Source organism: Daejeonella sp. JGW-45 (assembly GCF_029360805.1).
GTDB lineage: Bacteria > Bacteroidota > Bacteroidia > Sphingobacteriales > Sphingobacteriaceae > Daejeonella.
In genome coordinates, this window is sequence record NZ_JARKNC010000010.1 from 93,253 (window position 1) to 118,571 (window position 25,319).

The 25,319-nt window shown below is 44.7% G+C and carries 21 protein-coding genes; 8 read left to right on the forward strand and 13 right to left on the reverse strand.

The window, feature by feature from the left end:
* Positions 1-41: 41 nt before the first annotated feature.
* On the reverse strand, positions 42-1,733 hold the full coding sequence (locus P2W76_RS14045) for an amidohydrolase (protein WP_276348476.1): 1,692 nt from the start codon (positions 1,731-1,733) through the stop codon (positions 42-44).
* A 45-nt stretch (positions 1,734-1,778) separates the two neighbouring features.
* Positions 1,779-3,314, reverse strand: coding sequence for a glutamate--tRNA ligase (gene gltX, locus P2W76_RS14050; RefSeq protein WP_276348477.1), 1,536 nt, complete (start codon positions 3,312-3,314; stop codon positions 1,779-1,781).
* Positions 3,315-3,499: 185 nt separating this feature from the next.
* Here gltX and P2W76_RS14055 point away from each other — a divergent pair, with 185 nt between their 5' ends.
* Genes P2W76_RS14055 through P2W76_RS14065 form a run of 3 tightly spaced genes read left to right on the forward strand, consistent with a single transcriptional unit; the run spans position 3,500 to position 5,617 of the window.
* Positions 3,500-4,705 carry a HAMP domain-containing sensor histidine kinase gene (locus P2W76_RS14055; RefSeq protein WP_276348478.1) on the forward strand — a complete coding sequence of 402 codons (1,206 nt, stop codon included), beginning with the start codon at positions 3,500-3,502 and terminating at the stop codon, positions 4,703-4,705.
* Positions 4,692-5,198, forward strand: a complete 507-nt coding sequence (locus tag P2W76_RS14060; RefSeq protein WP_276348479.1) for a DinB family protein — start codon at positions 4,692-4,694, stop codon at positions 5,196-5,198. Before P2W76_RS14055 ends, P2W76_RS14060 begins: the two co-directional genes overlap by 14 nt.
* A complete protein-coding gene (locus P2W76_RS14065) occupies positions 5,195-5,617 on the forward strand; it encodes a hotdog fold thioesterase (protein ID WP_276348480.1) in 423 nt (140 codons plus the stop codon). The genes P2W76_RS14060 and P2W76_RS14065 overlap by 4 nt, the downstream gene beginning before the upstream one ends.
* Before the next feature lie 201 nt (positions 5,618-5,818).
* Here P2W76_RS14065 and P2W76_RS14070 read toward each other — a convergent pair whose 3' ends face one another.
* The 5 genes from P2W76_RS14070 to P2W76_RS14090 form a co-directional block, all read right to left on the reverse strand.
* A complete protein-coding gene (locus tag P2W76_RS14070) occupies positions 5,819-7,522 on the reverse strand; it encodes a sodium:solute symporter (protein WP_276348481.1) in 1,704 nt (567 codons plus the stop codon).
* 108 nt (positions 7,523-7,630) lie between these two features.
* Positions 7,631-7,816 carry a hypothetical protein gene (locus P2W76_RS14075; RefSeq protein WP_276348482.1) on the reverse strand — a complete coding sequence of 62 codons (186 nt, stop codon included), beginning with the start codon at positions 7,814-7,816 and terminating at the stop codon, positions 7,631-7,633.
* Between the two features lie 3 nt (positions 7,817-7,819).
* Positions 7,820-10,273 (reverse strand): PIG-L family deacetylase, encoded by a 2,454-nt coding sequence (locus tag P2W76_RS14080; protein ID WP_276348483.1) that lies wholly within the window; start codon positions 10,271-10,273, stop codon positions 7,820-7,822.
* Positions 10,274-10,623: 350 nt separating this feature from the next.
* Positions 10,624-12,990 carry an alpha/beta fold hydrolase gene (locus P2W76_RS14085; protein ID WP_276348484.1) on the reverse strand — a complete coding sequence of 789 codons (2,367 nt, stop codon included), beginning with the start codon at positions 12,988-12,990 and terminating at the stop codon, positions 10,624-10,626.
* Between the two features lie 78 nt (positions 12,991-13,068).
* Entirely contained in the window at positions 13,069-15,759 is a 2,691-nt protein-coding gene (locus tag P2W76_RS14090) for a M14 metallopeptidase family protein (protein ID WP_276348485.1), read from the reverse strand.
* Between the two features lie 102 nt (positions 15,760-15,861).
* On the opposite strand from P2W76_RS14090, the gene P2W76_RS14095 reads away from it, so the two are divergent.
* Positions 15,862-16,608: an EcsC family protein gene (locus tag P2W76_RS14095; RefSeq protein WP_276348486.1), complete on the forward strand. Its 747-nt coding sequence runs from the start codon at positions 15,862-15,864 to the stop codon at positions 16,606-16,608.
* A 59-nt stretch (positions 16,609-16,667) separates the two neighbouring features.
* On the opposite strand, the gene P2W76_RS14100 is transcribed toward P2W76_RS14095, so the two are convergent.
* Together P2W76_RS14100 and P2W76_RS14105 are read right to left on the reverse strand one after the other, a co-directional pair.
* Positions 16,668-17,168, reverse strand: coding sequence for a DinB family protein (locus P2W76_RS14100; RefSeq protein WP_276348487.1), 501 nt, complete (start codon positions 17,166-17,168; stop codon positions 16,668-16,670).
* A gap of 82 nt (positions 17,169-17,250) precedes the next feature.
* On the reverse strand, positions 17,251-18,510 hold the full coding sequence (locus tag P2W76_RS14105; protein ID WP_276348488.1) for an FAD-dependent oxidoreductase: 1,260 nt from the start codon (positions 18,508-18,510) through the stop codon (positions 17,251-17,253).
* 156 nt (positions 18,511-18,666) lie between these two features.
* Here P2W76_RS14105 and P2W76_RS14110 point away from each other — a divergent pair, with 156 nt between their 5' ends.
* From P2W76_RS14110 to P2W76_RS14120, 3 genes are read left to right on the forward strand one after another with little or no spacing between them, the layout of a single operon-like run.
* Positions 18,667-20,256 carry an amidase gene (locus P2W76_RS14110; RefSeq protein ID WP_276348489.1) on the forward strand — a complete coding sequence of 530 codons (1,590 nt, stop codon included), beginning with the start codon at positions 18,667-18,669 and terminating at the stop codon, positions 20,254-20,256.
* Positions 20,257-20,295: 39 nt separating this feature from the next.
* On the forward strand, positions 20,296-21,111 hold the full coding sequence (locus tag P2W76_RS14115; RefSeq protein ID WP_276348490.1) for a maleylpyruvate isomerase N-terminal domain-containing protein: 816 nt from the start codon (positions 20,296-20,298) through the stop codon (positions 21,109-21,111).
* Positions 21,112-21,122: 11 nt separating this feature from the next.
* The gene (locus P2W76_RS14120) at positions 21,123-21,662 is read left to right on the forward strand and encodes a YfiT family bacillithiol transferase (RefSeq protein ID WP_276348491.1); all 540 of its coding nucleotides are present in this window, start codon (positions 21,123-21,125) and stop codon (positions 21,660-21,662) included.
* A gap of 18 nt (positions 21,663-21,680) precedes the next feature.
* Here P2W76_RS14120 and P2W76_RS14125 read toward each other — a convergent pair whose 3' ends face one another.
* From P2W76_RS14125 to P2W76_RS14140, 4 genes are all read right to left on the reverse strand, one after another.
* The gene (locus P2W76_RS14125) at positions 21,681-22,523 is read right to left on the reverse strand and encodes a hypothetical protein (protein ID WP_276348492.1); all 843 of its coding nucleotides are present in this window, start codon (positions 22,521-22,523) and stop codon (positions 21,681-21,683) included.
* Positions 22,524-22,556: 33 nt separating this feature from the next.
* Positions 22,557-23,045, reverse strand: coding sequence for a heavy metal-associated domain-containing protein (locus tag P2W76_RS14130; RefSeq protein WP_276348493.1), 489 nt, complete (start codon positions 23,043-23,045; stop codon positions 22,557-22,559).
* Positions 23,046-23,108: 63 nt separating this feature from the next.
* The gene (locus P2W76_RS14135; protein WP_276348494.1) at positions 23,109-23,501 is read right to left on the reverse strand and encodes a hypothetical protein; all 393 of its coding nucleotides are present in this window, start codon (positions 23,499-23,501) and stop codon (positions 23,109-23,111) included.
* Between the two features lie 100 nt (positions 23,502-23,601).
* Positions 23,602-24,282 (reverse strand): OmpA family protein, encoded by a 681-nt coding sequence (locus tag P2W76_RS14140; RefSeq protein WP_276348495.1) that lies wholly within the window; start codon positions 24,280-24,282, stop codon positions 23,602-23,604.
* A gap of 158 nt (positions 24,283-24,440) precedes the next feature.
* Between P2W76_RS14140 and P2W76_RS14145 the strand changes: the two genes are divergently transcribed.
* A complete protein-coding gene (locus tag P2W76_RS14145; protein WP_276348496.1) occupies positions 24,441-25,280 on the forward strand; it encodes an SDR family oxidoreductase in 840 nt (279 codons plus the stop codon).
* The last annotated feature ends 39 nt before the right edge of the window (positions 25,281-25,319 follow it).

The following is a 25,319-nucleotide window of genomic DNA, read 5'->3' on the forward strand; positions in this document are numbered from 1 at the left end:
GTACCTTTGTTTTACAGGTGAGAAGATAGCTTTCCGCGAACCTATTTTGCCGGCTGTTCATAAACGACCTTACCACCTACTACAGTTGTCAAAACTTTGACATCCCGGATCTTTTCAGGGTCGATAGTCGTAATATCATTATCCAGAACGACGAAGTCTGCGAAAGCGTTCTTTTTTAAAACGCCTTTTTTATCCTCGTCAAAGGACGCATAAGCGGCTCCGGAAGTATAGGCCCTTAAAGCTTGCTCGACCGTTATCTTTTGCTCCGGAACCCAGCCGCCCGGATTTTGATCGTCAATAGTGCGCCGGGTGACTGCTGCATAAATTCCTTCAAGGGGAGTTGGCGGCGCTACAAACCAATCGCTGCCGAATGCAAGAATTGTTTTATTGTCTAGGAGGCTTTTAAATGCATAGGTAGTTTTAATGCGTTCCGGCCCGATAATTTTCTCGGCCCAGCGTCCGTCGTCGATGGCATGATAAGGCTGCACGCTGGCAACCAGGTTCATTCTGGCTATACGTGGAAAATCTGCAGGTGCGATATGCTGAAAATGTTCGATCCGAAAGCGGCGGTCTTTTTTTCCATTTTCTTTTTCAACCCGTTCGAAAATGTCTAATAACTCCCGGATAGCCTTATCCCCTATCGAGTGAATTAACAGCTGGAGCCCGGCCTTATCAGCAGCGGATATCGCGGTATAAAGCTTATCGGTTGTAGTGACCATAAAGCCGCTATCCGCAGGAGTATCAGAAAAGGCTTTTTGAAAAGCTGCGGTATGCGATCCCAGGGAACCATCAACAAAACCTTTCAAGCCGCCTATTTTCAGGTAGCTATCCCCACGCCCGGATCTTTCGACTTCTTCAACCAGTTTCTCCCACGAAGAGAGCGGTACAGCAGCATAGACCCGTGTTTTGAGCTCTTTCTTCTTGTGAGCACGTCTAAATACCTCCAGGTCTCCCCAGGTTCCCATGTTTTGGATAGAGGTAACGCCTCTTTCTACCACATAATCCATAGCTGCTTTAAGAGCCCTGTCTTTGAGATCGTCGGATGGCTCGGTTATATGCTTATAGATTACACTCATCGCGTTATCCTTAAAAATTCCGTCAGGTATGCCTTTGCTGTCTCTGGTTATGGTGCCGCCCAGGATATCTTTGGTGGACGAATTAACTTTTGACAGATTCATAGCCGCCGTGTTTGCCAGGCCCATATGCCCGTCAAGACGTTGTATAAACACCGGGTGGTTAGGTGTTATCGAGTCTATCCAGGATGCTTTTGGAAGCTCGCCGCCCCAATTTGTGTGATCCCAGTCGCCATTTAAGATCCAGCTTCCGGCCGGAATTGTTTTAGCGAATGCGGCTATCCGGTCAATGAATTCCTGCCTGGTTTTTGCATCACGCAACTGTACCGACGAGAGCCCAAAGCCACCATCAATAAAATGAATATGAGCGTCGTTGAAGCCCGGTGTCACCATCTTGCCCTTAGCATCTATGACATTAGACCCTTCGCCGGTAAGTTTTTCAACTTCCTGGTTTGTGCCGACGAAAAGGATTTCTTCTCCTTTGACAGCCATAGCCTCAGCCCAAGGCTGATCAGGATCTCCCGTCCAGATGCGCGCATTAATTACCGCTAAAGTGGCAGCGCTATCAGTGTTGGATTTACATCCTGTAAAAAAACAGATTGTAGCGATTAAAAACACCAGGCAAAGGGTGACTTTCAGAGGGTTGAATTGTGATCTCATCAGGACTTATTTCTAATAAATATATGAAATAAGATAGAGCTAGTGTTAATCTTTCATGAAAGCAGCTAGCGCTTTGGTAATTCTCATAGCTGTTTCCTCCCTGCCCAGCAAAGCCGCAATATCAAAAACCGCCGGCCCGAATTTACCACCCACAAGCATGATCCTGAAAGGAAGCATTACCTCGCCAATCTTCAGGTTATTTTCTTCGGCTAATGCTTTGAACGTAACTTCAAGATCTGCGGGGTTCCACTGATCAGCAGCAAGTGACTCGTAACTGATCATAAGTTTATTAAAAAAGTCTGTTTTCGCACCTGTCCATTTGGGTTTTACAGCATCAAGATCGTAAGTTTTCGGCGTCATAAAGAAGAATGATGCCTGCTCCCAGAAATCCTGCAGGTAGCTCATACGCTCTTTAACGAGGCTAATGACCTTGTCCAGATACTCTTCACTTTTCACCTTTACTCCCAGTTTTTCCAGGTCATGGAGTACGTGGAACCGGATAGCAGAGACTTCGGCTCTCTTTATATATTCATGACTAAACCATTTCGCTTTCTCTATATCGAACTTAGCCCCCGACTTGCTGACACGTTCGATGCTGAACTTTTCAACCAGTTCATTCAGACTAAATATTTCTTGTTCCGTGCCATCATTCCAGCCTAGCAGGGCAAGCATGTTGACAAATGCTTCGGGAAGAAAGCCCATTTCACGGAAGCCTTTTGTAATGTCGCCAGTGTTAGGGTCGGTCCAGTTCATAGCATATACGGGGAATCCCAGCCTGTCTCCATCGCGTTTGCTCAGTTTGCCGTTTCCGTCAGGTTTAAGAATAAGCGGAAGATGTACCCATTCAGGCATTTCCTGTTTCCAGCCCAGATATTCCCATAACAAGATATGCACGGGTGCTGAGGGCAGCCATTCCTCGCCGCGGAACGCATGAGTAATTTTCATCAGATAGTCGTCGACCACGACCGCCAGATGATAAGTCGGCATGCCGTCTGCTTTTAACAATACCTTATCATCAACCAGGTCGGTTTCAAAACTTACATGCCCGCGGATCAGATCATGAAAATGAACCGTTTCGCCTGGCAGCACTTTTATACGAATCACATAGGGTACACCCTGACTGATCAGCGCCTGGCTTTCCTCCGAAGACAGGCTCAACGAGTTTCGTAAGCTCTGACGGTTTTCGTGCCCATATCTGAAGTTCGGATATTTTTGTCTTTGTGCTTCCAATTCTTCAGTAGTGTCAAAAGCATAATATGCGTAGCCATCTTTCACAAGCTGTTCTGCGTATTTTCTGTAATTTTCTTTCCGTTCACTCTGGCGATAAGGTGCAAAAGGCCCTCCATTGGCAGGTCCTTCGTCAGGAGTTAAGCCGCACCAGTTTAAACAGTCAATGATATATTGTTCGGCGCCTTCAACATACCTGTTCTGGTCGGTGTCTTCTATCCTGAGGATAAAATCTCCTTTGTGCTGGCGGGCAAATAAATAGTTAAATAACACTGTTCTTACACCTCCGAGGTGTAAACCGCCAGTTGGGCTGGGTGCAAAACGTACTCTTACTTTTTTGGTATTCTCAGACATGAGGCAAAGATACGGATTGTTCTGAGTTACGCAGATCGGTGGTTAGTAATCGGTGACATTTCCAGACATCTCTGTATCGGTGGTCTACTAATAATTTTTTTAGCCGCTGGCATCTCGCCGCTCGTATCCCGTATCCGAAAATATCCTCTCCCACTTTCCGTTTCCTTTTGTAATTTGCTTCCTGAATGAATCCTTACGAACGAAAGCGCCGCTGGAAATTTATCTTACTCGCATTTGCTGTGGTAATTGCCGGGGCCTCGCTGTGGTATACAGATTACCTGGTAAAGAATATTTCCAACGTGGAACGCACCAGAGCTGACCTCTGGGCGCAAAGCACAAGGAATATTATAGCCATGCCTGACGTGAATGATGAGTATATCACGTTCATTTACAGTATGAGAGACAGCCTGGCAGTACCAGCCATTGTTGCCGATTCGGCCGATAATATAATAATCTGGCGCGGCCTGGATACTTCGAAAACCGACATGGTAGAAGACACTGAAAGGACCTATGACCCTAAGTATTTCCAGTCGCAGTTAGCTCAGATGAAGAGGCAGCATCCTCAACCAATAGTCCTTGAACTGGACACCCGCAAGTGGTATGTCTATTATAAAGATTCATTATTGCTTACTCAGCTGAGGGCATTTCCTTATATCCAATTGTCTGTGATAGCCATATTTCTCCTGGTAGCTTATAGTGTATTCAGCTCATCCAGGAAATCGGAACAAGACCAGGTTTGGGTAGGACTTGCCAAGGAAACGGCTCATCAGCTAGGGACGCCTATCTCATCCTTAATGGCTTGGGTGGAGTTATTGCGATCGAGGTTTAATGCGCCTGACGACCCCCTGATCCTTGAAATGGAAAACGATGTTAAACGTCTCGAGACCGTTGCCGACCGTTTTTCCAAGATCGGATCTAAACCGGTGCTGCATAATCATGTCGTATATGAAGTTGTCGAGGAATATATCAACTACTTCAAAGTAAGAGTTAGTGACAAGATCGAATTCGTTTTGTCGGGAGACAGTCAGGTCGAGGCCCTTATAAACGTTCCTCTATTCGATTGGGTAATAGAAAACATTCTAAAAAATGCCGTAAACGCAATTCAAGGGCCGGGCGTGATTAAGGTAGATATCAGGGAAAACCTTGCAAAAGAACAAGTGTTTATCGATATATGTGATACTGGCTCAGGAATACCGCGTTTGAAGTTCGATACCGTCTTCCAACCCGGGTATACCACACGCAAGCGTGGGTGGGGTCTGGGCTTGTCGCTCACTAAACGGATAATTGAGAATTATCACAAAGGGCATATTTTTGTAAAAGATTCTGAAATCGGGAAGGGGACCACCTTCCGTATTGTTTTAAAAAGTAATATGACCTATGAAGCAGCCTGATATCGGCGAATACGCGCCATTTTATAAGAAATACATCGATACCGTTAGTCAAAATGTAATTGCTGAACTGGATCATCAGGCGAATTCATTTCCTTCATTTTTAAAAGGAATCAGTGCCGATAAAGCCTCGTTCGCGTACGCCGAAGGGAAATGGACTGTCAAAGAACTGGTGGGTCATGTAATAGATACCGAGCGTATTATGATTTACCGTGCCTTACGCATAGGAAGAAATGATAAAACACCTCTTCCCGGGTTTGAAGAGAACGAATATGTGGCAAACGCACATTTCTGTGATCGTACCTTAGAAAGCCTGGCTGATGAATTTGCTATGCTCCGGAAAGCGAATATGTATCTTCTCAGATCGTTTTCAGAAGAAGAACTTAACAGGACGGGGGTCTCAAACGGTGCCCCGATCAGCGTGCGGGCTCTGGTTTTTATTCTGGCGGGCCATTTGAATCATCACCGGAACGTTATTGAAGAAAGATATTTATGATCTGGGCAAGGGAATATACACCGCAGGAAATTAATGAACGACCGAAAAATCATCTGGGTGCTTTGCTGGGTATCGAATTCACGGAGATTGGAGAAGATTTTTTAAAAGCACGAATGCCAGTTGATGAACGTACTCACCAGCCCTATGGGATCTTGCACGGCGGGGCATCGGTGGTGCTTGCTGAAACAATAGGAAGTGTGGCGTCAAGTATGGTTATTGATTGGGACAAATATATAGGGGTGGGTCTTGAAGTAAATGCAAATCACCTGCGGCCCGTAAAATCGGGATATGTCACAGCCATGTGTACGCCGCTGCACATTGGTGGTAAAACCCACGTCTGGGATATTAAGATCCATAATGACCAAGGTAAATTGAACTGTATCAGCAGGCTTACTGTCGCTATCGTTCCCAAGCCTTAATAAGCCGCCAGGATCGGAAGTCCAGGCCTCTGTTTTTAGTTGGGAAAGTAATATCCGGATATTAAAAAGAATCGTTGTAAAAAAGTATAAATTTCTAGAACTTTTTGAAACGCTGATGGTTAATCATCTAGAACCCCACAGGGGTTCGTTGTGATAAGGTTTAGGTTGGAACTCCCGCATAAAAGCGGGGGTTTCTTTTTTTTAGGCAGGGATTGTTTTCACCCTATAGTTATTTATCTTTTGAACCAGCAGTGAGATAGCCATAACCAGCACGCATCCCACCAGATTGAGCCATAAGAATGCCATGATATCTGCCCACCAGCAGGCAAAAACAATCACTTCAGTTATCAGAGCGGCAATAAAGGTTGCCGACCCGCCTACCTTTTTTAAATAGAAAGCGACCACAAATATCCCGAGGATAGTTCCGTAAAAAAGAGAGCCCAAAATATTCACCGCCTCGATCAGATTACCCATCTTGCTGGCGTAAAGTGCCATAAGAATACAGAATATGCCCCAAACAACGGTCGCCCATCGCGAGATGTTAAGATATTTGTCGTCGGTATCCGTTTTGTTTATCAGTCGCTTATAAATATCAATTACCGTAGTTGAGGCCAGCGAATTTAAAGCACTAGCTGTAGAACCCATAGAGGCCAGGAAGACGATCGCAATGAGTAAACCAATAAGGCCCTGCGGCAGGTAGCGTGTTACAAAGCTAAGAAATACGTAATTGTTATCGTTCGTATCAGCATCCGGATCGTTCCTTTCTATCAGGTTAACCGCTTCCTGACGAATTGCTTTGGTTTTTTCATCGGCTGCTTGTAAGAGCGTTCTTTGAGAATTTATAGCTTGCTCGTCTTTGGCATCAAGTGCTGCATCCAAGCGTTCAACCTCCAGTTGCTTGGACTTAAAAGCCCGGGTATAATCCGTTTTTATCCGGTTGAGTTCAGGGGCATATTCGCTCTTCTCAAGCTTGGAAAGTTCGTACCTGTTAAAAAAAATAGGAGGCTCATGATATTGATAGAAGGTAAAAACCAGCACCCCTATAAGCAGAATTAGAAATTGCATGGGGATCTTTACCAAACCATTCATAAGCAGGCCGAGCCGGCTTTGACTTATGGAGGAACCTGTCAGGTAGCGGCCCACCTGGCTCTGGTCGGTACCAAAATAAGATAGCTGCAGGAAAAAACCTCCGATTAGGCCACTCCAAACTGTGTATTGATTATTCCAGTCGAAGCTGAAATCTATAGCATTGGTGCGACCCATTTTGCCAGCGATCTGCAAAGCTTTGCCAAAACCGACACTTTCGGGCAGAAGCTTTACAACTACAACCCCTGCGATAAACAGTCCGGTAAAGATCACAGTCATCTGTAAAAGCTGCGTATAAGATACGGCTTTTGTACCCCCATACACAGTGTAAAGGACAACCACGCTCCCGATAAATATCGTTGTGAACGTAGTGTTTATATTAAGGACGGTAGAAAGGATAATAGATGCGGCATAGACTGATATACCGGTTGACAGTCCGCGCTGAATGAGGAAGAGAAACGCAGTTAACGCTCTTGTTTTCAGATCGAAACGTTTTTCAAGAAATTCATAGGCTGTATAAACATTGAGCTTGTGAAAGATCGGGACGAAGGTTATACACAGTACGATCATTGCCAACGGCAATCCGAAATAAAATTGTGCGAATCCCATCCCGGAAGAAAAAGCCAGGCCCGGTGCTGACAGAAAGGTGATTGCACTCGCCTGAGTAGCCATTACAGACAGGGTGACGTAATACCAGGCGAACGATTTGTTACCCAACAGGTATCCGTCGATATTGGTTGTGCCCCTGCTTTTGTAAACGCCATAAATGACAATCACCAGCAGCGTTGAGAAGAGGACTATCCAATCGAGCCCACTCATTTAAAAGTTTCTGTAAAGAGATAAAAAAGAAAGATCAGAAGAACCAGCCATACTATCAGGAGGCAGTAGAACTGGTTCCATGTCTTAACAAAGGGCGGAAGGTCCTGATCAGGCTTCTTCATCCGAATTAACTACTGCATTCATCCAAAAGGCTGCAGCAAGAAGGCCAAGGATGCCTCCCAGGATTGTATAACCGACAGAACCACTAATAACCCATGCTGTAAATAGTCCGCAGATTAAAGCAGGTATTACATAATATGAACTGTAACTTTTGGTAGCCTTGTGATTTTCCATGATCTAATTAGTCTTATTTTTTGTGATCAAATTTACAAATAATCTATATGCACCGGGTATTCCGGCAGGTAATTCGCGGAAAAATGCGAGCGAGGTATATACGAAACGGCCTTTCCCGTAATCTGCGACGATAAGGGATCCATCATTGGAGTTTTCTCCCGGATCGTTCATTGACAACACGCGGGTATATTTTGAATCAGCGTCGGAGGTGAAATAAAGCCCTCTTTCCTGTACCCAATTGTCAAAATCGCGTTCAGTTATCTTATTGGGAAAATTCAGCACCGGATGATCATTAGCAAGAAGGCTTACTTTGGCATTCTCATCGGTTACCCTATCGCGTGATATGCGAAACGGGTAGGGCCCGATGTTCGCGACCTTAAGCGGGTTGCTGACGTTATATTGCACAAGCAGAGTTCCGCCCTTATTAACGTAGTCCATGAGTTTTGGCTGAATTAACCCCAATTGTTCGTTTACATTATAAAAACGGACGCCGGTTATTATAGCGTCGTAACCGGTTAAATTTGCGTTAAGGACCTGGCTTTCTGAAAGAATACTTACCTGGTAACCGATCTGTTCGAGGGCTTCCGGAATGAGATCGCCGGCACCAGCGATGTATCCGATATTCTTCCCCCCGGTTTTCAGGTCAACTTTCTCCAGGTGTGCTTCAGCGAGTGGAAATAAAGTCTGCAAAGGGATATGTTCATAGGATATCGTTTTATAACCTCTGTTAAAGGTTCCGGTACCGGTCGCAATGCTAACCGAAAATGTGCCGTGCGTTGTATTGCCAGAAGGTGTGAGTATGAACTGGATAGTTTTTTCATCCTGCTGAGATTGGATGTCTATGTTAATCTGCTTAGGTTGAATCTGCCATCCTTCGGGTACCTTTGGCGAAACAATACCCGAAACGGGCTTATCACTGAAACTTTTCAATTGTATCTGGATTGTTTTCGGGCTGTTACCCATAAAAAGGTATGCTTTGTCGGCGATAGTTGCAGTTATTGAAGGGGATGATATTACTGGCTGATAGACCTCGCCTCGAACGGGGTCAGTAAATTTGTAAACTACCGGGCGGGTGTAGCTTAGTTCCTTTCCATTAATGATAAATGTAAAAGTTGTTTCCAGCAGAGGACTATTTTCCGCGTTACCTACGAGATGGTAATCTGGTATAGTGTACATTCCGATTGCGTGATTTTCACGGAGCCAGTAAGGGTTGCTCAGGCCGGGCGTTGTACGACTGTAAGTTTGGCGGATTAAAATGCCCTCCTTAAGATCGATATTTCGCTTTTCTGTTTCGTTAAAAGGCTTAAGCGCCACAGATATTGGTGATTGAAGCAGAATTTGAGAATTCACTGTTACAGTCGAATTAATTTCCAGGCTTGGTTTGGCTGCATAGCTTTCAAACCATAAGCCGGCTGCCGCTGCGATAAGTTCCTTGACTTCATAGGTTTTCTGTGATTTCCAATAGTTGTCTTTAAGATTTGCGATGGCGGCAAGGATATTAATCAGACCGGGTACAGACGCTGAGGGTTCATCGATCTTGAAGGACTTATCAACCGAGGAGATCATTCTTCCAATAGGTTCACCGCCGTCTGTACGTTTCCAATCGAAGCTGATACCCTCAAAAAGGTCTGATTTAGCCGGCTCGCCAGCTACTGGTAAAAAGTACTCGATCGCTTCACCGCGTTGCCTGGCACTGCCAAAACCCTGGCTTTTATGATTTGTCCTGCTCTCGGCAGCAATTTCCCCATAGCCTTTGCCAAGCAATGGGTTAAAAGCACCGATGTCCAATTTTAACTGATCGGCGGAAGTGGTATTGTTACCTCCGAAATTAAAGGTGTTCCAAACTATTCTTTTAGCCTGCCATACCTGTACATCCTTTAATTGCTCAGGAAATCGTTTTGGATCGGCTGCCGCTAAGAATGCTTCACGGGCAATGATTGCCGATGCGGAATGCTGTCCATGACCGGCACGGGCATCCTCAGGGAATCGGGTTATGATTATATCGGGCCTGAATTTGCGTATTACCCAGACAGCGTCTGCGAGAATTTGCTCTTTATCCCATATCGAAAATGTTTCCTGCGGATTTTTAGAAAACCCAAAATCTATTGCCCTGGTAAAGAACTGCTCGGCTCCGTCGGTGCGCCGCGCTGCCAGCAGTTCCTGTGTACGTATAAGGCCAAGTAGTTCTGACTGCTCATTGCCGATCAGATTTTGTCCGCCGTCGCCGCGTGTAAGGGATAGATAACCTGTCCTCAATTTCTTTTCCTTTGCGAGGTAAGACAATAACCTGGTGTTTTCATCGTCCGGATGGGCAGCAATATAGAGTGCTGAACCAAGTGTATTCAGCTTTTTTATCCCAAGCTTAATCTCTCCCGAGTGGTACTGGGCTGAGGGTTGAGCCAGAGCAAAAAAAGGAAAAAAAAGGAAAACGCAGATCGGGGTCAGACGAATTTTCATAATTCTGCAGGATAAAGCCGAATGTAATTAAAAAACAATCTTAAACCCCGATGACACAAAAAATTTACCTGTTTGGAAAGACAGCTAAACTAAAAAACGGTCAGATTTTAGTATCTGACCGTTTCCCCAAAAATTACAATTAAAAACTTGTAAATCCTTAAAGCTTTGCTTCGCTGTTCAGAGTACAATCACTGCATGTCTGATATGCGGTAATACTATGAGTAATTAACAGGCTCTAAGGCTGATTAACCTTTATTTTATAAAAATACAATTTTTCATTATTTATCTCAAATAAGTTTTCAACATTTTTTATTCGCTTTATTTGCAGCCATTAGGCTGGTAAATATTTGTTATTTGACCCTTAAAGTCGTTTCAAACAGCTTTAGAATACGTTTATATTCGTCGGTCCAGCTGGATGGCTCTGTAAACGCATGGTCTTCTACGGGATAAACAGCCAGTTCCCAATTGTCTTTTTTTAATTCAATTAAGCGCTGGGATAATCTTACGATGTCTTGAAAGTTGACATTTACATCGACCATGCCGTGCGCCATCAGCAGGTTTCCCTTAAACCCTTCCGCAAAATAGATCGGTGAGCTTTTTTTATAAGAATTTTCATCATTCGCAGGTTCGTTGAGGATATTAGACGTGTAACCGTGATTGTAATGAGCCCAGTCAGTAACTGACCTGAGGCCTGCGCCCGACTTAAAAACATCAGGCTCTTTAAATAGCGCCATGAGTGTAATAAAACCACCATACGATCCCCCATATATACCCACGTTTGCAGGATTTACATCATACTTCTCAACTAATAGCCTGACCGCATCAACATGGTCGCTCAGGTCTTTACCGCCCATATGCCGGTAGATACCTGTGCGATGATTGCGACCGTAGCCTGAACTTCCGGTATAATCCACATCAATAACTGTGTATCCTTTGTCGGCTAAAAGATTGTTGAACATGTATTCCCTGAAATACTGGCTCCACCAATAGTGCACATTCTGCAGATAGCCCGCTCCATGAACGAAAAGCACGGCGGGTTTTGATGGGTCCGCCCTTTTGGGTTTGTAAATACGAGCATATACGTCTGATCCGAAGCGGTTTTTAAAAGAAACCATCTCGGGATCCTTCCATGGATAGGACCTGAATTCCTGGCTGACCGAATTTGTGATCTGCTCGGCTTTCGCACCAGGCTTATTTTCCTGGAGGAACAGCTCCCAGGGTTTATTCGAATAGGAATAACGAAATGCAAGCCATTTTTCATTGGGCGACATGCTAACTTCATGCCCCCCTTTCATTGAAGTTAATTTCACCGGGGTCCCGCCCTTTGCGGAAATCCGGTAAAAGTGCGTAATACCGGGATGTTCGATATTAGCCGTAAAAAAGAAACTCGTCCTGTCATTCGAAAGACGGAGTGTCTGTACTTCAAATTTACCTGATGTCAATTGCTTCTTCTCGCCTGTGAGAACGTTCACCGAATAGAGATGAGAATAACCGGTGGCTTCGCTTTGAAAGTATACAGTATTATTATCGATCCATCCCAGGTTTCCGCCATTGAAAGAGTTAATGCCGGGCCCTCCGACCCAGGCTTCATCGCGCTGACGATCAAGCAAGGAGAGTTTTCCCGAATATGGATCAAATTTCATTATCCAGCGGTCCTTGTTGTCAAGCGAGCTAACCGCTACTACCGCCTGCGATCCGTCGAAATTCCAAAATGGACCGGTCATAGAAACTTTTCGGTCTTCGTTTCTTTTGGTGCGTTCTGCCAGCTGGTGGGGATAGTCCTTTACATAGTCAGGCAGGTCTTTTATTCCAGGTATTTCTTTCGTGGATATCGCATATATTGTATCCCGTTGCACATCGTAGACATAACTGTGATGTGTTGGCAGCATGCTTCCGACTTTGGTTCGCCCATTTATGTCTTCTGTATATCCTGAGGCGGTAACATAATTGGGAACGATAATATTCTTGTTTCCTTCCGGACTTTTCGACACCCTGAAAACAATATATCTTTCGTCCGGGCTTATTCTAAGAGAACTGACGGTGCTGCGTTCATCAAGATAAAACTCTTTCGGGCGCTTAACGGCATCATCTTTCGTCTTTTTTTCTGCCGATTTTTCTGCCTGATCTTTTTTCCTGAGGACATCGAACTCTCTTAACTGATCTTGTTTTAGCCATTCGTCCTGTCTGCTCAAAACCGGCGAAACCCGGGGTTTTGTCCGGGTAAAATTACTTAGCTGGACTAAACTTCCATTATTTAAGGAGATTGCATATAAATTATCACCCCGCTGAAAAATCACCTTGCTTTCGTCCTTATTAAATAAGGCATTGCTTTCACGATCGGAAGTATTGGTAAGAATATTTTCGATACCCGCAGTTACATTTTTTAAAACGATATCACCGTTCCGTTCGAACAGCGCCTTTGTCCGGTCACGGGAATAGGTTAAAGGGCCACGGTCCAGGCTCCTCCGCAATGGGTCGGCGACCCTTTCGGGGGTTTTATCCTGCGTGGATATTTGGTATAACTGGTCGGCTTCTGCATTGCCGGGGTTCCAATTGAAATATATGTCCCGGCTATTTTCATCCCATTGAATGTTTGTCGGTGATACGCCCATCCACCGGGGATCCCGCATGATCTTCTCAACAGTCAATTCTCCCAGTTGCTGAGCGACTGCACATGAATAGCTGCCCAGGAGAAAAATAACTAATAGCTTTTTCATATTTGTCCAGAATTTAGATCTGCTTCAGACTCAGTGTAATTACTTCTTTTAAGCACTCCAGGTTATTTGCCGGCGAATTTAATAGCCATACAGCTGGTTGAACAATAATTTGAAAGTGCCGTGACTTTGTGCCCTGAATGTGATCTCGGGGCCAAAAGCATAAAGTTTTCCTTTACCGATCCGGGCCTCGAATGCTCCAATCCCATCCTGCAGATATTCTTGTCCCCAAGCCCACCCGCTGCGTAATGATTTGGGATGCGAGAACCATAATATAGGCTTTATGGATCCGCCTGCCATAGCTTCGGTACCAACTTTGAAGACAGGGCTATTATCAAAATAGATATCAGCCTGTTCCGGCATACCCCATGCAGCAGGCAGTTTATTATTGACGCTCACCCGCAAAACACTTCCGGGGATATAGTACTTTTCGGCAGGCAGGCGGGCATACGTGCCGTTCGCACTTCTTTCTACCAAATGGTTGCGCACAGGCAAGCCCAGGTGGTAAGCAATATTGGTACTGCTGCCGATAGTGACAATTTTGCCGCCATCTTCCAGGAATTTCTTCAATTGCGGTATGGATTTGTCAGCGGTGATCCTGCCGGTTGTTTTTCGATATTCTTCAGGAATCATTTCCGCATTAGGACCTGCAGTTACGGGTACTGCTTGTGAATTGAAAGCGGGAATTGCTCCCGTTACGAAGATTATAACATCATATTTAGAATTGAGCTTTCCTGCATCGATTTCCTGCGGGTATAAAATAGAAGCTTTAAAGTTATATTGTTCCATCAGGAAACGGACCCAGCCTGAGGCCATAGATCCGCCGTAAGTATCCCACAAGGCAATACGTAAACCGGAAAGCGGGGTAATATTTTTTGGTGTACTTGCAGCCGGTTTAACTTCCAGCCCCGGGCTTTCTATCTGCTTTTTAAGAATAGCTCTGCTCTTGTTGGTTGCAGGAATATAGAAATCACCCAATCTATCCCCGCTGTTTATTCTGGAAACACTTTGTCCGGCATGCAGCAGCTCGTTAACCGCCTGAAAGGCATTATTCGATTGGGCGTTTATCAGGTATCCTTCGGATGACGGGAGGGGTTTGATTTCAGGATTTTGCAGCTGGCCGTAAGGAATGCGTTGAAAAGGTCCTTTAAACTCGTCGAGGATTCGATCGAAATCGACGTTCATTAGATACGCCAGTGTCCATCCTGCCGCATCATATGGCGCTACCGGCGGACCGCCTTCATATTTGAAATCATTTGGATGATCCTGAGGTTCGAACATGTCGAGGACATGCGGCCTGAATGCCTGGTCGGTTTTAATAATGTAGGAACCTTTGAGATAATTTTTCCCGGCAACGGTAAAATCTTCGCTCGCTTTATGAACGAGAATTCCAGTACGGATAAGAGCATTTACAAATTTCACCGCGGTAGGGAAATCAGCTTGTCCGGCAGGAATAATGTATCCCCTGGCATCTCTGAGAGACAAATCCTTCATTACGCCATCAAAGTACTTCACCGGAATTTGATAGGGCACGCGACTTGCCTTTTGATCCGTTTGATAGGCCGCACTGATCGCAGCTACTTTCTTTGGCGATAGGCCCCAGGTGTTTTTACTCCCGCGTTCGATGGAGTTCTTTCCCATTAAATAGATATTGTAAAGCAGCTCGTCCCGATGGCGTTGTGCATAGTTTAATACAGCATAGTTCATAGAAACAGAATAATCAACCGATTGCCTGAAATGCCATTTTTGTGGAGTAACCGGAAAAGTTGTGCCGCCATTGGGAATAAGGCGTTCTGGCACAAGAGGTATTTCGGTAGGTGTAGGGCCGCCGACTGTTTCCGTCAGGAGACCGATGATATTGTGAAAGTAAGTGGTAGTCCTTAACCCCCCGTTGTACCATGTTGAAAAGACTGAACCGTACTTTTGTGTATATCCAGGCTTATTTTCAGCGTTCAAGCGCGTGTTTATTGCCGCACCAAGAGCATCGATGCTCGTCATTATGATCGGATCGAATACGTAGTTAAAAGGATCCCTATACGGGGCGCCGGCTACCACTGAACCCGCAGGTCCTGCCTGATGATGATTATACATGATCTGCGGGAGCCATTCTATAAACAGCTGGTTGGCGATATTTTGGCTCTCTTTGAGATTTAACATGAAGAAATCCCGGTTGTTGTCGTGCCCGGCATACTTTTCATATAACCTGGGCAGACCCTGCAGCGTACGCTTTAATGGATCTTTTTCGCGCATATACCAATTCCCTACCAATTCATGGCCATCAGGGTTTGCATGCGTCATCAAAATGATCGTATTGTCCAGGATTCGCATCGTCTCCGGATCTTTGCGGCTGATAAGCTGCCAGGCGGTTTCAATAAGCTGATGGATGCCAAGCGTTTCGGTAGCATGCAAGCCGCCGTCAATCCATACTACCGCCTTACCTTCATCAGCAAGAGCTTTGGCTTCCGTATCTGTTAATCCTTCCGCATGGGCTAGCTTTTGTGATATTTCCTTGTAGCGGCTGAGCTTATTCAGGTTTTCCGGAGAAGAAACTATGAGCATATATTGAGACCTTCCTTCTTCTGTTTTTCCAATCTCCGCGAATTCCGCCCGGTCGCTTAAAGAAAGATTTTTGAAATAAGCTTCGGTTTGAGTGTTTGTACTCAAATGATAATCATCACCAATATCAAAGCCAAAGTGCTCTTTAGGCGAAATCTGTGCGTAAACACCGTTTATTATCAATAAACAGATGGTCAGTAGGTAGAGTTTATGCATTAATTCAAGTTTATGAATGCAAGATAGCACAGAAAGAGCGGGGAATCAATCGTTTTTAAGGTATCTTCAACATCAAAACGTCAATCAATTTGTTAACTCTGTATGACTCCTTACGAAAAGCAGGCTTACCACGAGCTGGAGATTTGGAAACTTAAGATCAGAAAACGACCCTCGTTGTTAAATTCGGCTGCAAAAAGCCTGCAAAACAGGATAAACAGGATCATCCCTGAGAAGATTCACAATGCCATAACTCTTACAATTGAAAAAATGGTGAAGGCTGTTTTGTTTGGAGCGAAATATACTACCAAAGAGCCGAAACAGCACGACTCCCTGCAGCTGAGAGAAGCGTTTGTTAAAGAAAGGATCGAGTTTTATAGAAAGACAGCCTCTGCCGAGGGCGCCGTAACCGGAGCAGGCGGAATTCTACTTGGTCTTGCTGATTTTCCCATTCTTATTGGCATTAAGATGAAAATGCTGTTTGATATAGCTGCTATATATGGTTACGATGTGAAGAACTACAAGGAGCGGCTGTATATTCTTTATATTTTTCAGCTCGCATTTTCAAGTCAGCAAGGAAGAAACGATGTTTTCAGGCAGATGGAAGACTGGGAAAATTACCAAAGGAGCCTTCCGGAAGATATTGATGAGTTCGACTGGCGTACGTTTCAGCAAGAGTACCGGGATTATATTGACCTGGCCAAGATGGCTCAATTGATCCCTGTTATTGGCGCAGCAGTTGGAGCAATTGTCAACTACAAACTGATAAACAAACTCGGCGAAACGGCTGTTAATTGTTATCGGATGCGGAAAGTAAGCTCTTTGAAAATAATAAGCAATGGTATTCGATAACAGTTAGCCGGTGCTTCGATATTTGTTGCCGGATACAGCTGCAGTTTAATGTAAAGCCGCTAAAATAATTTCTCGTTAGGAGGTTTAATGCCTTTTAGCCGCAGGTATATTGTCGCCTGTGCACGATGATGTGTCTGATGTTCAAATGCTTTATTCAGCCAGCCGTATTGCGTTACTTCGTAGGTGCCTCGTTTTACGATGTTACTTAGCTTCGAAGCATCCAGGTTTCTTATAGATTCGATGGCGAAATCATATGTCTGCATGACAACCTGGGTTAAAGCTGTTTTTGTTTTGAGCTCATTCATTTTTTCCAGGGATTTGCCCTGAAATATTGGCGTTGCCCCGGTTCCGCTAACGATAAGCCCAATAGTGCCCTGTGACATATGCAACATCTGTTCAGCGAAGCTTCTGATATCCGGCGTTGGCCTGAAGTTCATTCCTTCTTCAGGCATTGCATCTAAATATTCCTTGGTGTAAGATTTCGCGCGTTCCCAATCCGCTACCATATGTCCCTTAATAATCTCGTCGGTCATTCCCTGGCCAAAAAGAGAATTACTCATTAAAATCAACAAGCAAATGCTTAACATATTTGTTAGAGTCTTCATAACCTGTATCTCGTAATCTTATTTCAGAACTATACATCTAACTTAGCAAATTACCGGCAAAATCAACTCTTATGTTAAAAGGCTGCAGATAACGGTCAGCTAATACAGCGAATTCTTTCCTGGTAATCTGTCTTTTGGGTTCGAATTTGGTGTCGAAATTAAAACTTTCTTTCCATCCCTCTTCGATCTCTTTTTTTAGTTCGTCACCACGTGTTGCTGTAAACATAAAAAGGTTAATAGCATCTTCAATGGTCATGGCCTCCCTCTTATTGTCGGCAAACCATATCTGGCTTCTTGAATAAAATTCCCTCATTGGCGCCCGTAACTGTTCAGAAGAAATTGTCCCGGCGGTATCGAATTTGATAACGGTATGGTCGTCCTCTTTCGTCAGGGAAGGTTTTAAGAGGCCACTGACAGACATCCGCTGAAACGCCAGGAAATTCGGATCACTGCGCTTAATATCGGCCAAGGGAATCAGTTCGGCACCGAAGGCCATCAGTTCACCCTGCACTACCCTGACGTTAATGTTTTTCGTGACGGTTTTAAAGAAAGCGCAATAGGAAGCGATTGTTCCTGCAGCCTGACCGGCAGACATGTTAACGGGGGTTACGGTATTATTACTTTTTGGCACTATGATAAAGTTATCTACTCCTGCCGGGATCATAGCGCCCAGGGGAATTGGACATACTGAACGGGACATACCTGTTCCTGAGTAAGCCGTTGCGACTGTGCTCCGGTATAGTTTGCCTTCAAAAAGCTCAGGCGCAGCCGTCTGTGTTGTCATGGTTTTATTGGGATCGATTCGAAGGATAGACGCGATAAGAAGATTTTCAGTTGCATCAACAACAGCATCTGCTTTAATCTTTTGTCCGCCCCTTAACCTGATTTCCCATCCTTTTCCATCTTTTTCGATTTTTTCGAGTGAACTATTTAAAGTAACTGTTAAATTTTTCGTGGTGTCGGTAATAGATTTTACAAGCAAAGAATATTGAGCTTTGGTCATGTTAGGGTCTAATGTGGCTGCAGAATCTTTTGTTTCAGATTTCTTTCTTGTTTTCAGCTGGTATTGGTCTCGGATCTTTTCCAGGTAACTTAGGTCTTCGGCAGAAAGGTCAGCACTGATTTGCGGTGTTTGAGTCAATAGAACGGTCTTTGCTCCCGATCTGGCAGACTGTATAGATGCGGCAATGCTTCCCGCAGTATTTCCTATAACTAACACGCCTGTTTTAATTGTTTGCGCGGAAAGAGACAGGCTGGTAACAAAAAGTACTATAACTGAAAAAACATATTTGACCATGTCGATTTTTGAAGAGTGTTAATTTACTGTTTCTTTTATTAAGTTTATTATATGGAAAGGAATGGCAAGTATATCAAACTGATTAACATACGAAATAGTATTATTTATTTGTCATGCGCATTAAGTTTTTTCCTTGGCGGATTTATAACCCGGCAAATGGAGGAGGATAAAATAACTATTTCTGTGATAAAAGAGGCGCAGAAGATAATTGGCATAGGGTTCACCAATGCTGAGGCAGATTCCATGATCCAGACGCTGGAAACACGACGAAAAAATTACGCGGAATTAAGAAAGCTTAATATGCCTAACTCCGTCGTACCGTCAATGAATTTTAACCCGCTACCGGTAGGATATCGGTTCCCCGATAAAATAAGCGCGTTCAAAATACCGGCTGCGCCTAAAGCAAAACTCAGCGCCAGCCGGGACGAATTGGCGTTTAAATCGGTTTCTGAACTTGCCGCACTGGTTCGCACAAAGCAAATTACCTCTGTCGAACTTACGGGCTTTTTTATTGAGCGTTTAAGGAAATATAATCCTGTTCTGCAGCACACCATTGTTATTACCGAGGCGAGAGCGTTGGCACAGGCAAAAAAAGCAGACGAGGAGATAAGCTCGGGCCATTATCGTGGTGTTTTGCATGGAATTCCATTTGGCGCCAAGGATCTGTTAGCAACTAAGGACTATAAGACCACCTGGGGATCGGTTCCCTATAAAGATCAGGTTATAGATACGGATGCTACAGTTATTACCCGTCTGGAGGCTGCCGGTGCAGTTCTTGTTGCGAAGCTGACACTTGGTGAGCTCGCCATGGGAGATGTCTGGTTTGGTGGAAAAACAAAAAATCCATGGGACGTTAAACGTGGATCCAGTGGCTCTTCCGCAGGGTCTGCCTCCGCCGTGGCGGCGGGATGTTTACCATTTGCTATAGGATCGGAAACCTATGGCTCGATAGTATCCCCTTCTGATGAATGCGGTACAACCGGTTTGCGACCAACATTCGGCAGGGTCAGCAAGTATGGTGCGATGGCCTTAAGCTGGAGTATGGATAAGCTGGGACCCATTGCCAGGAATGTGGAAGATTGTGCAATCGTTTTTAATGCGATCATGGGGCCGGATGGAAAAGATCTGAGTGTGATCACAGCACCGTTCAGCTATATATCGTCCTCAAGTAGGAGTTTAAAGGGGGTACGCATTGGTTATATTAAGTCTGAGTTCAATAAAAAGGACGATAACTATGAAAACGATAGCCTGACCCTTGTTAAATTAAAAGAAATGGGTGCCGAGCTGATTCCTTTTGAACTGCCAGTATTGCCATACGTGGAAATGAGCATTGCGTTATCGGCAGAGGCAGGGGCGGCATTTGACGAACTGATACTTACAAACAGGGAAGATCTGATGGTGGATCAGCATAAGGGGGCAAGGCCAAACGGATTACGAGCCGCCCGTTTCATCCCGGCTGTAGAATATATACAGGCTAACCGTGCCAGAACCTTATTGATTGAACAACTGAATGAAAAGATGAAAAGTATCGACGTATTCGTTGCCCCTTCCTTTGGGTTGAATCTGCGGGTTACAAATTTGAGTGGCCATCCATGTGTAGTTTTACCGAACGGATTTAACAAGGGACTTCCCGGGAGCATCACCTTTACCGGACAATTATTTGGCGAGGGGAAACTTTTGCAAATTGCACGCAGTTATCAGCTAGCCACCTCATTTAACGACCTACATCCACCACTGAACTTTTAAACCGTTACGCACGGCCTGAGGCCAATGTTCAAATTTGATATGATACCAGTACTTCACTTATTTCCAAGGCTTAACTCCTCGCTTATTGATCTTTTGACGGGATTGTCGCCCGTTCAATGGAATAGTCCCACAGTTTGTAGACAATGGCTGGTCAAAGATATCGCGGCGCACTTACTAGACACAGCATTAAGACGGGTTTCGTCAGGCCGGGATAATCATTTCGGGGCGGCTCCTGAGATAGGGTCGTATAGCGGACTTGTCGATTTCCTGAACGAACTGAACGCCGAATGGGTAAGGGCTTACAAAAGAGTCAGCCCGGAAGTGCTTGTAAAGCAGCTTTCAATAGCTCAAGACGACTTCTATGAGTACCTCCTTACCGTTGACCTTAGAGAACCAGCGCCCTATCCGGTTTCGTGGGCAGGAGAAGAGGAGTCCAGTCAATGGTTTGATATCGCCAGGGAGTATACTGAGCGCTGGCATCATCAGCAGCAAATAAGACAGGCCGTGGGCGCAGGATCCATCCTAAATAGAGAATTATATTTCCCGTTTCTGCAAATAAGTATGCTGGCGCTGCCCTTCCATTATAGCACGCAGACAGCGCCCGAGGGCACCACAATCAAAATAAATATAGTGGGCGAAGCTGGCGGCAGCTGGGTAATATCAAGAACGGAAAGATCATGGGAATTCGCAAGTACTGATACCGAAGCCAATAACCAGGTATATATTGATCAGAACATTGCCTGGATGCTTTTTTCCAAAGGGGTTGATATTTATGAAGCTCAGCAATATTGGCAGATCTTAGGCAATTATCAACTGGGATTTCATGCATTGAAAATGAGGGCTTTTATGGTTTAAATTTTATTAATATGACAGATATAGAAAACCTGAAATATCCAATTGGAAGGTTTAAGTATGAAACCGGACGTAATGGCGTGGACGAACTTATAGATCGTATATCCACGCTTCCTCAGAGGCTGCGGACTGAGGTCGAAGGGTTAAGCGAAAGTCAGCTTGGCACACCTTATCGTGAAGGTGGCTGGACACTGCGGCAGGTTGTTCATCACATCGCCGACAGCCACATTAACGCTTACAGCCGCTTCAAGCTGGCCATGACTGAAACGAACCCTGAAATAAGACCGTATAATGAAGGTCAATGGGCGGAATGTGAAGACGCAAAACATAGTCATATTTCACTTTCGCTGGAATTGATTGAAGCATTACATAAAAGGTGGGTATTCTTTCTGAGAACCTTAAATAAAGACGATCTCCAGCGAACCTACTATCATCCTGTAAATAAGAAGCAGTCAGCGCTTCTCGAGATTATCAGTATGTACGCCTGGCATGGCGACCATCACCTGGCTCACATCGATGCCGCTAAACGACGAAATAAATGGCAGGACAATTAAGCCCTGCCATTCGATCAGTTAAAAAACATTGAATATGTTATGTTCAATACGAAACAGGAACATGTTTTTTGCCATTCTGTTCATATTGCCGTATAACTGGAGCCGTTTGGAGAATTCAAGCCTTGTTCTGCTGCCCAATATGAGCTGAACCGCTGGTGCCGCTTCCATAAAACTTTGGGATTTACCGATATTGCTTTTTCCAAGAATCTCCAGGTACACATTGAGGTTAGGCTGCGAATAGCTTGTATATGTCTTCGGATATGTTAACAGTCCGGCTGAAAAAGTATACCCGATCGACTCATCCGCCTGTCCTGGCAGCAGTTTATAACCTCCGCGGTTGTCCAGGGCCTTGGTATAATTCACAGAAGCAGACAGGGCGAGTTTATGTATCAGCTGTGTAATGACGATACCCCCCTGCAAGCCGCTGTTATCACCATCAAGATTAATTTCATCCTGAGATATACTCGATATAGAACCAGGGTCCGTTGTTGTGTACAGCGGATTCTTTACAGACGTATAACGGCCAAATGCTGCGGCCCTGAAATGCCGTTGCAAACTATCTATGGATAGGAACCGGTATTTTGCATAAAAGCCAAAGCCCTCGATCTTTTGAGATTTCTGATGCAAGTCTGAAATGTAGAAAGACGAATGAGCCATCAGGTTTTTTGATATGCCCAGCATGATTTCCGGGATAGTCCGGAGCCCCAGATCAGGCCCGGGAACCAGCTCGGTCGTCAGGCGCAGCCCGATCGAATTCCGGGGCATGTTGCTCGCGGGTTCGGTTGATACGTAGAGCTCCTGTGCATCCAGCTTCTGATTGAAGGCCAGATGTACTAATAAAAATACTAACAGCTTCTTCACACTAGATGGTTACATGGTAAACCCTCGCGCCGCCTAGCTGGCCGGTTTTATATCCGGGAGCTTTATTTCGGAAACATTCTTTTTAAAATTGTTGTCGGGAATGAAGCCTTTGTCAAGCAGCGTTATACGTGTCAGCCCATTTAAATTTTTGGCAGGGACATTCACAAACTGGTATGTATTCCCCCGATATTTATACTGGAAATTATTTGTGATTTTTACATCATCGAAGTTTACGGTGGCCACCAGTTTGCTGACGGAGAATCCGGCTCCTTTAACCTTGTTTTTTATCTGATCAAGATTTACATTTTTGTCTTTCTTAAACGTGACCACGTAAACGTTCTTGTTAAGGTCAGGTTTGATGTCGCTTACAAAGTCAAGGGTTTTCAGGGCCTTTTCTGTAGCAAGCTGACACATTGAACAGGTTAAACCGCTTACCTGTACATCTGCTTTAATAAATTGCGCCTGGGCGCTGCCAGCGATAGTCAATACTATCGCAATGGCGTATATAATATATTTTTTCATGATTATGATTTTATTGAATTAAACAATTAGTGTACAATGGTATACTAGTGTAAATCAATAAGATCAGATCCGGAAAACGCAGTTTTGGATGGATAGGGGGATTTGTAATTGAACAGGTGGTCCGCCGTACCGTAGCTTTGACGAAAGACGGACGGTTTCTCCATGAAAAGCAGAGATCCGTTGGTTAAGTATAAGAAGATCCAGGTTTGATACTGCGGGAGCTTTAGCAGGCTGGATATTCTGCTGTTCATCAGAGATCTTGATTTGAATATGCTCGTCTTTACAGCAATTATCAGGTTTGGTCCCTGATTCCGTAGGACAGCAGGGTTTTGGAGCCGTACGGTTGATACCAACATTGGAAACCTTTAACCCGCAAAAATGCAAGGTCAAAGCAAATCCGGCAGCTGTACTAATGTACACCAGCAAGAGGCTCAAAACTGCAATCTTCCGGATCATGATGCAAAATTAGTAAAATATGCAGGTTAAATATAATCTACAGGTCATAAAAAACCCCGCCCGGGTGTCGGGCAGGGTTGTAACAGATATATTATTGGTTTTATTGTCCGCCTGCACGCGCATCAGCTTTCATAGCTTCGTTTGCAACGATTACGATTTCCACCCGGCGATTTTGAGCCTTTCCGGAATCAGTGGTGTTATCAGAAATAGGTTCTGTTTCACCACGGCCCTCAGTTGTTAATCGTGAAGCGGAAATGCCTTGAGCCACCGCGTAACTTTTAACTGAAGCAGCGCGCCGTTCTGATAACCTGTAGTTATAAGCGTCGGTACCTGTTGCGTCAGTATGCCCCACGATCAAAATATTTGTTTGCGGGTTATTCTTTAAGGAGGTTGCGAGACTCTCTATATTAGCTCTAGCCTCACTTTTAAGTGCAGACTGATCGACATCGAACAGTATCCCCGAGTCAAACTTAACAATGATACCCTCGCCCTCGCGGATTACTTCTGCGTTTGGAACGGTTTGTTTGATCTCTTCAGCCTGGCGGTCCATTCTACGACCAATAACAGCGCCCGCTGTACCGCCGACGGCACCGCCTATAATAGCGCCGACTGCAGTATTACCTGCCTTCTTACCTATTATTGCTCCAATCGTACCACCGGCTGCAGCACCAATCACTGCACCTTTCTGGCTTTTAGTAGCAGTTGCGCAGCTTTGAAATAACATTGCTGAAGTTGCAAATGCTAATCCTAATGTTGCTATTTTAATTTGTGTACTTTTCATCTTATTGTTTTTAATTTTTAGGTTAATGGGAACTAACATGATCTCATAAATCTTTCATCAGGAAAGTTTCACCGTCAGGTTTGTTAATGTCATATTGAAATCAAAGTCAGTGCCAAAACTCTTTGAACGCTTAAAGAGTGTATTTTTGTGAAAATCTCATGAGCGACAAAGTCACGATTAGTATATTAGGTTGCGGGTGGTTAGGCTTCCCTTTAGCAACGAGCTTAATTGCAGAGGGTTTCCATGTTCGCGCCACAACTACTACTCCGGCTAAATTGGCGGTTTTTGAACAGACGGGGATTGACCCATATTTAGTACAGTTTTCGTCCCATGGAGAGCGACCGGATTTGAAAAATTTGTTTGCTGCGGATATTTTAATAATCGCTGTTCCACCGGGCAGGCGTGATCCGGCCGGCTTTGAAAATTATAGGGAAATGATTAAGCAAGTTTGCAGCTGTTTACCCGGAAGCAGAGTGAGCAGGATCATCTATATAAGTTCTACAGCTGTTTATAGCGATAATAATTCTATCGTAGACGATTACACCGATGTGGCACCCGAGTCTGAGTCAGGGAAATTGATTGTTGAAGCCGAAGCCCTGTTACGACAACAAAATATTAGTTTGGCAGTACTCAGGCTATCGGGCCTGATTGGACCAGGCCGCATGCCAGGTAAGTTTTTCGCCGGTAAATCTGAGATTCCCGGTGGGTTGGCGCCGGTAAATCTTATCCATCTGGATGATGTCATAGCTATTATCAGATATTTCGTGCTTAACCCTAAGACGGCAGGTGTTTATAACGCATGCGCACCGTCACACCCCGACAGAGCCAGCTTCTACACCTTAGCGGCCAGAAAGGAGGGCTTACCACTGCCACAGTTCATTTTAGAAAAAGAAAAGTGGAAGATAATTGCCAGCCATCGCCTGAAGGCGGAAACGGGTTATATTTTTAAAGTCCCGTCACTTATGAACTGGCTTAATTCCCTTCGGGAGGATCGTTAAGCTTGTGTTACTTGGAACTGCTATTGTTACCCGGCAATT

What these genes read in the sequence shown, in the direction of transcription:
- P2W76_RS14045 (WP_276348476.1), bottom strand. Translation starts at nt 1,733, where the DNA reads ATGAGATCACAATTCAACCCTCTGAAAGTCACCCTTTGCCTGGTGTTT.
- gltX (WP_276348477.1), bottom strand. Translation starts at nt 3,314, where the DNA reads ATGTCTGAGAATACCAAAAAAGTAAGAGTACGTTTTGCACCCAGCCCA.
- P2W76_RS14055 (WP_276348478.1), top strand. Translation starts at nt 3,500, where the DNA reads ATGAATCCTTACGAACGAAAGCGCCGCTGGAAATTTATCTTACTCGCA.
- P2W76_RS14060 (WP_276348479.1), top strand. Translation starts at nt 4,692, where the DNA reads ATGAAGCAGCCTGATATCGGCGAATACGCGCCATTTTATAAGAAATAC.
- P2W76_RS14065 (WP_276348480.1), top strand. Translation starts at nt 5,195, where the DNA reads ATGATCTGGGCAAGGGAATATACACCGCAGGAAATTAATGAACGACCG.
- P2W76_RS14070 (WP_276348481.1), bottom strand. Translation starts at nt 7,522, where the DNA reads ATGAGTGGGCTCGATTGGATAGTCCTCTTCTCAACGCTGCTGGTGATT.
- P2W76_RS14075 (WP_276348482.1), bottom strand. Translation starts at nt 7,816, where the DNA reads ATGGAAAATCACAAGGCTACCAAAAGTTACAGTTCATATTATGTAATA.
- P2W76_RS14080 (WP_276348483.1), bottom strand. Translation starts at nt 10,273, where the DNA reads ATGAAAATTCGTCTGACCCCGATCTGCGTTTTCCTTTTTTTTCCTTTT.
- P2W76_RS14085 (WP_276348484.1), bottom strand. Translation starts at nt 12,990, where the DNA reads ATGAAAAAGCTATTAGTTATTTTTCTCCTGGGCAGCTATTCATGTGCA.
- P2W76_RS14090 (WP_276348485.1), bottom strand. Translation starts at nt 15,759, where the DNA reads ATGCATAAACTCTACCTACTGACCATCTGTTTATTGATAATAAACGGT.
- P2W76_RS14095 (WP_276348486.1), top strand. Translation starts at nt 15,862, where the DNA reads ATGACTCCTTACGAAAAGCAGGCTTACCACGAGCTGGAGATTTGGAAA.
- P2W76_RS14100 (WP_276348487.1), bottom strand. Translation starts at nt 17,168, where the DNA reads ATGAGTAATTCTCTTTTTGGCCAGGGAATGACCGACGAGATTATTAAG.
- P2W76_RS14105 (WP_276348488.1), bottom strand. Translation starts at nt 18,510, where the DNA reads ATGGTCAAATATGTTTTTTCAGTTATAGTACTTTTTGTTACCAGCCTG.
- P2W76_RS14110 (WP_276348489.1), top strand. Translation starts at nt 18,667, where the DNA reads ATGGAGGAGGATAAAATAACTATTTCTGTGATAAAAGAGGCGCAGAAG.
- P2W76_RS14115 (WP_276348490.1), top strand. Translation starts at nt 20,296, where the DNA reads ATGATACCAGTACTTCACTTATTTCCAAGGCTTAACTCCTCGCTTATT.
- P2W76_RS14120 (WP_276348491.1), top strand. Translation starts at nt 21,123, where the DNA reads ATGACAGATATAGAAAACCTGAAATATCCAATTGGAAGGTTTAAGTAT.
- P2W76_RS14130 (WP_276348493.1), bottom strand. Translation starts at nt 23,045, where the DNA reads ATGAAAAAATATATTATATACGCCATTGCGATAGTATTGACTATCGCT.
- P2W76_RS14135 (WP_276348494.1), bottom strand. Translation starts at nt 23,501, where the DNA reads ATGATCCGGAAGATTGCAGTTTTGAGCCTCTTGCTGGTGTACATTAGT.
- P2W76_RS14140 (WP_276348495.1), bottom strand. Translation starts at nt 24,282, where the DNA reads ATGAAAAGTACACAAATTAAAATAGCAACATTAGGATTAGCATTTGCA.
- P2W76_RS14145 (WP_276348496.1), top strand. Translation starts at nt 24,441, where the DNA reads ATGAGCGACAAAGTCACGATTAGTATATTAGGTTGCGGGTGGTTAGGC.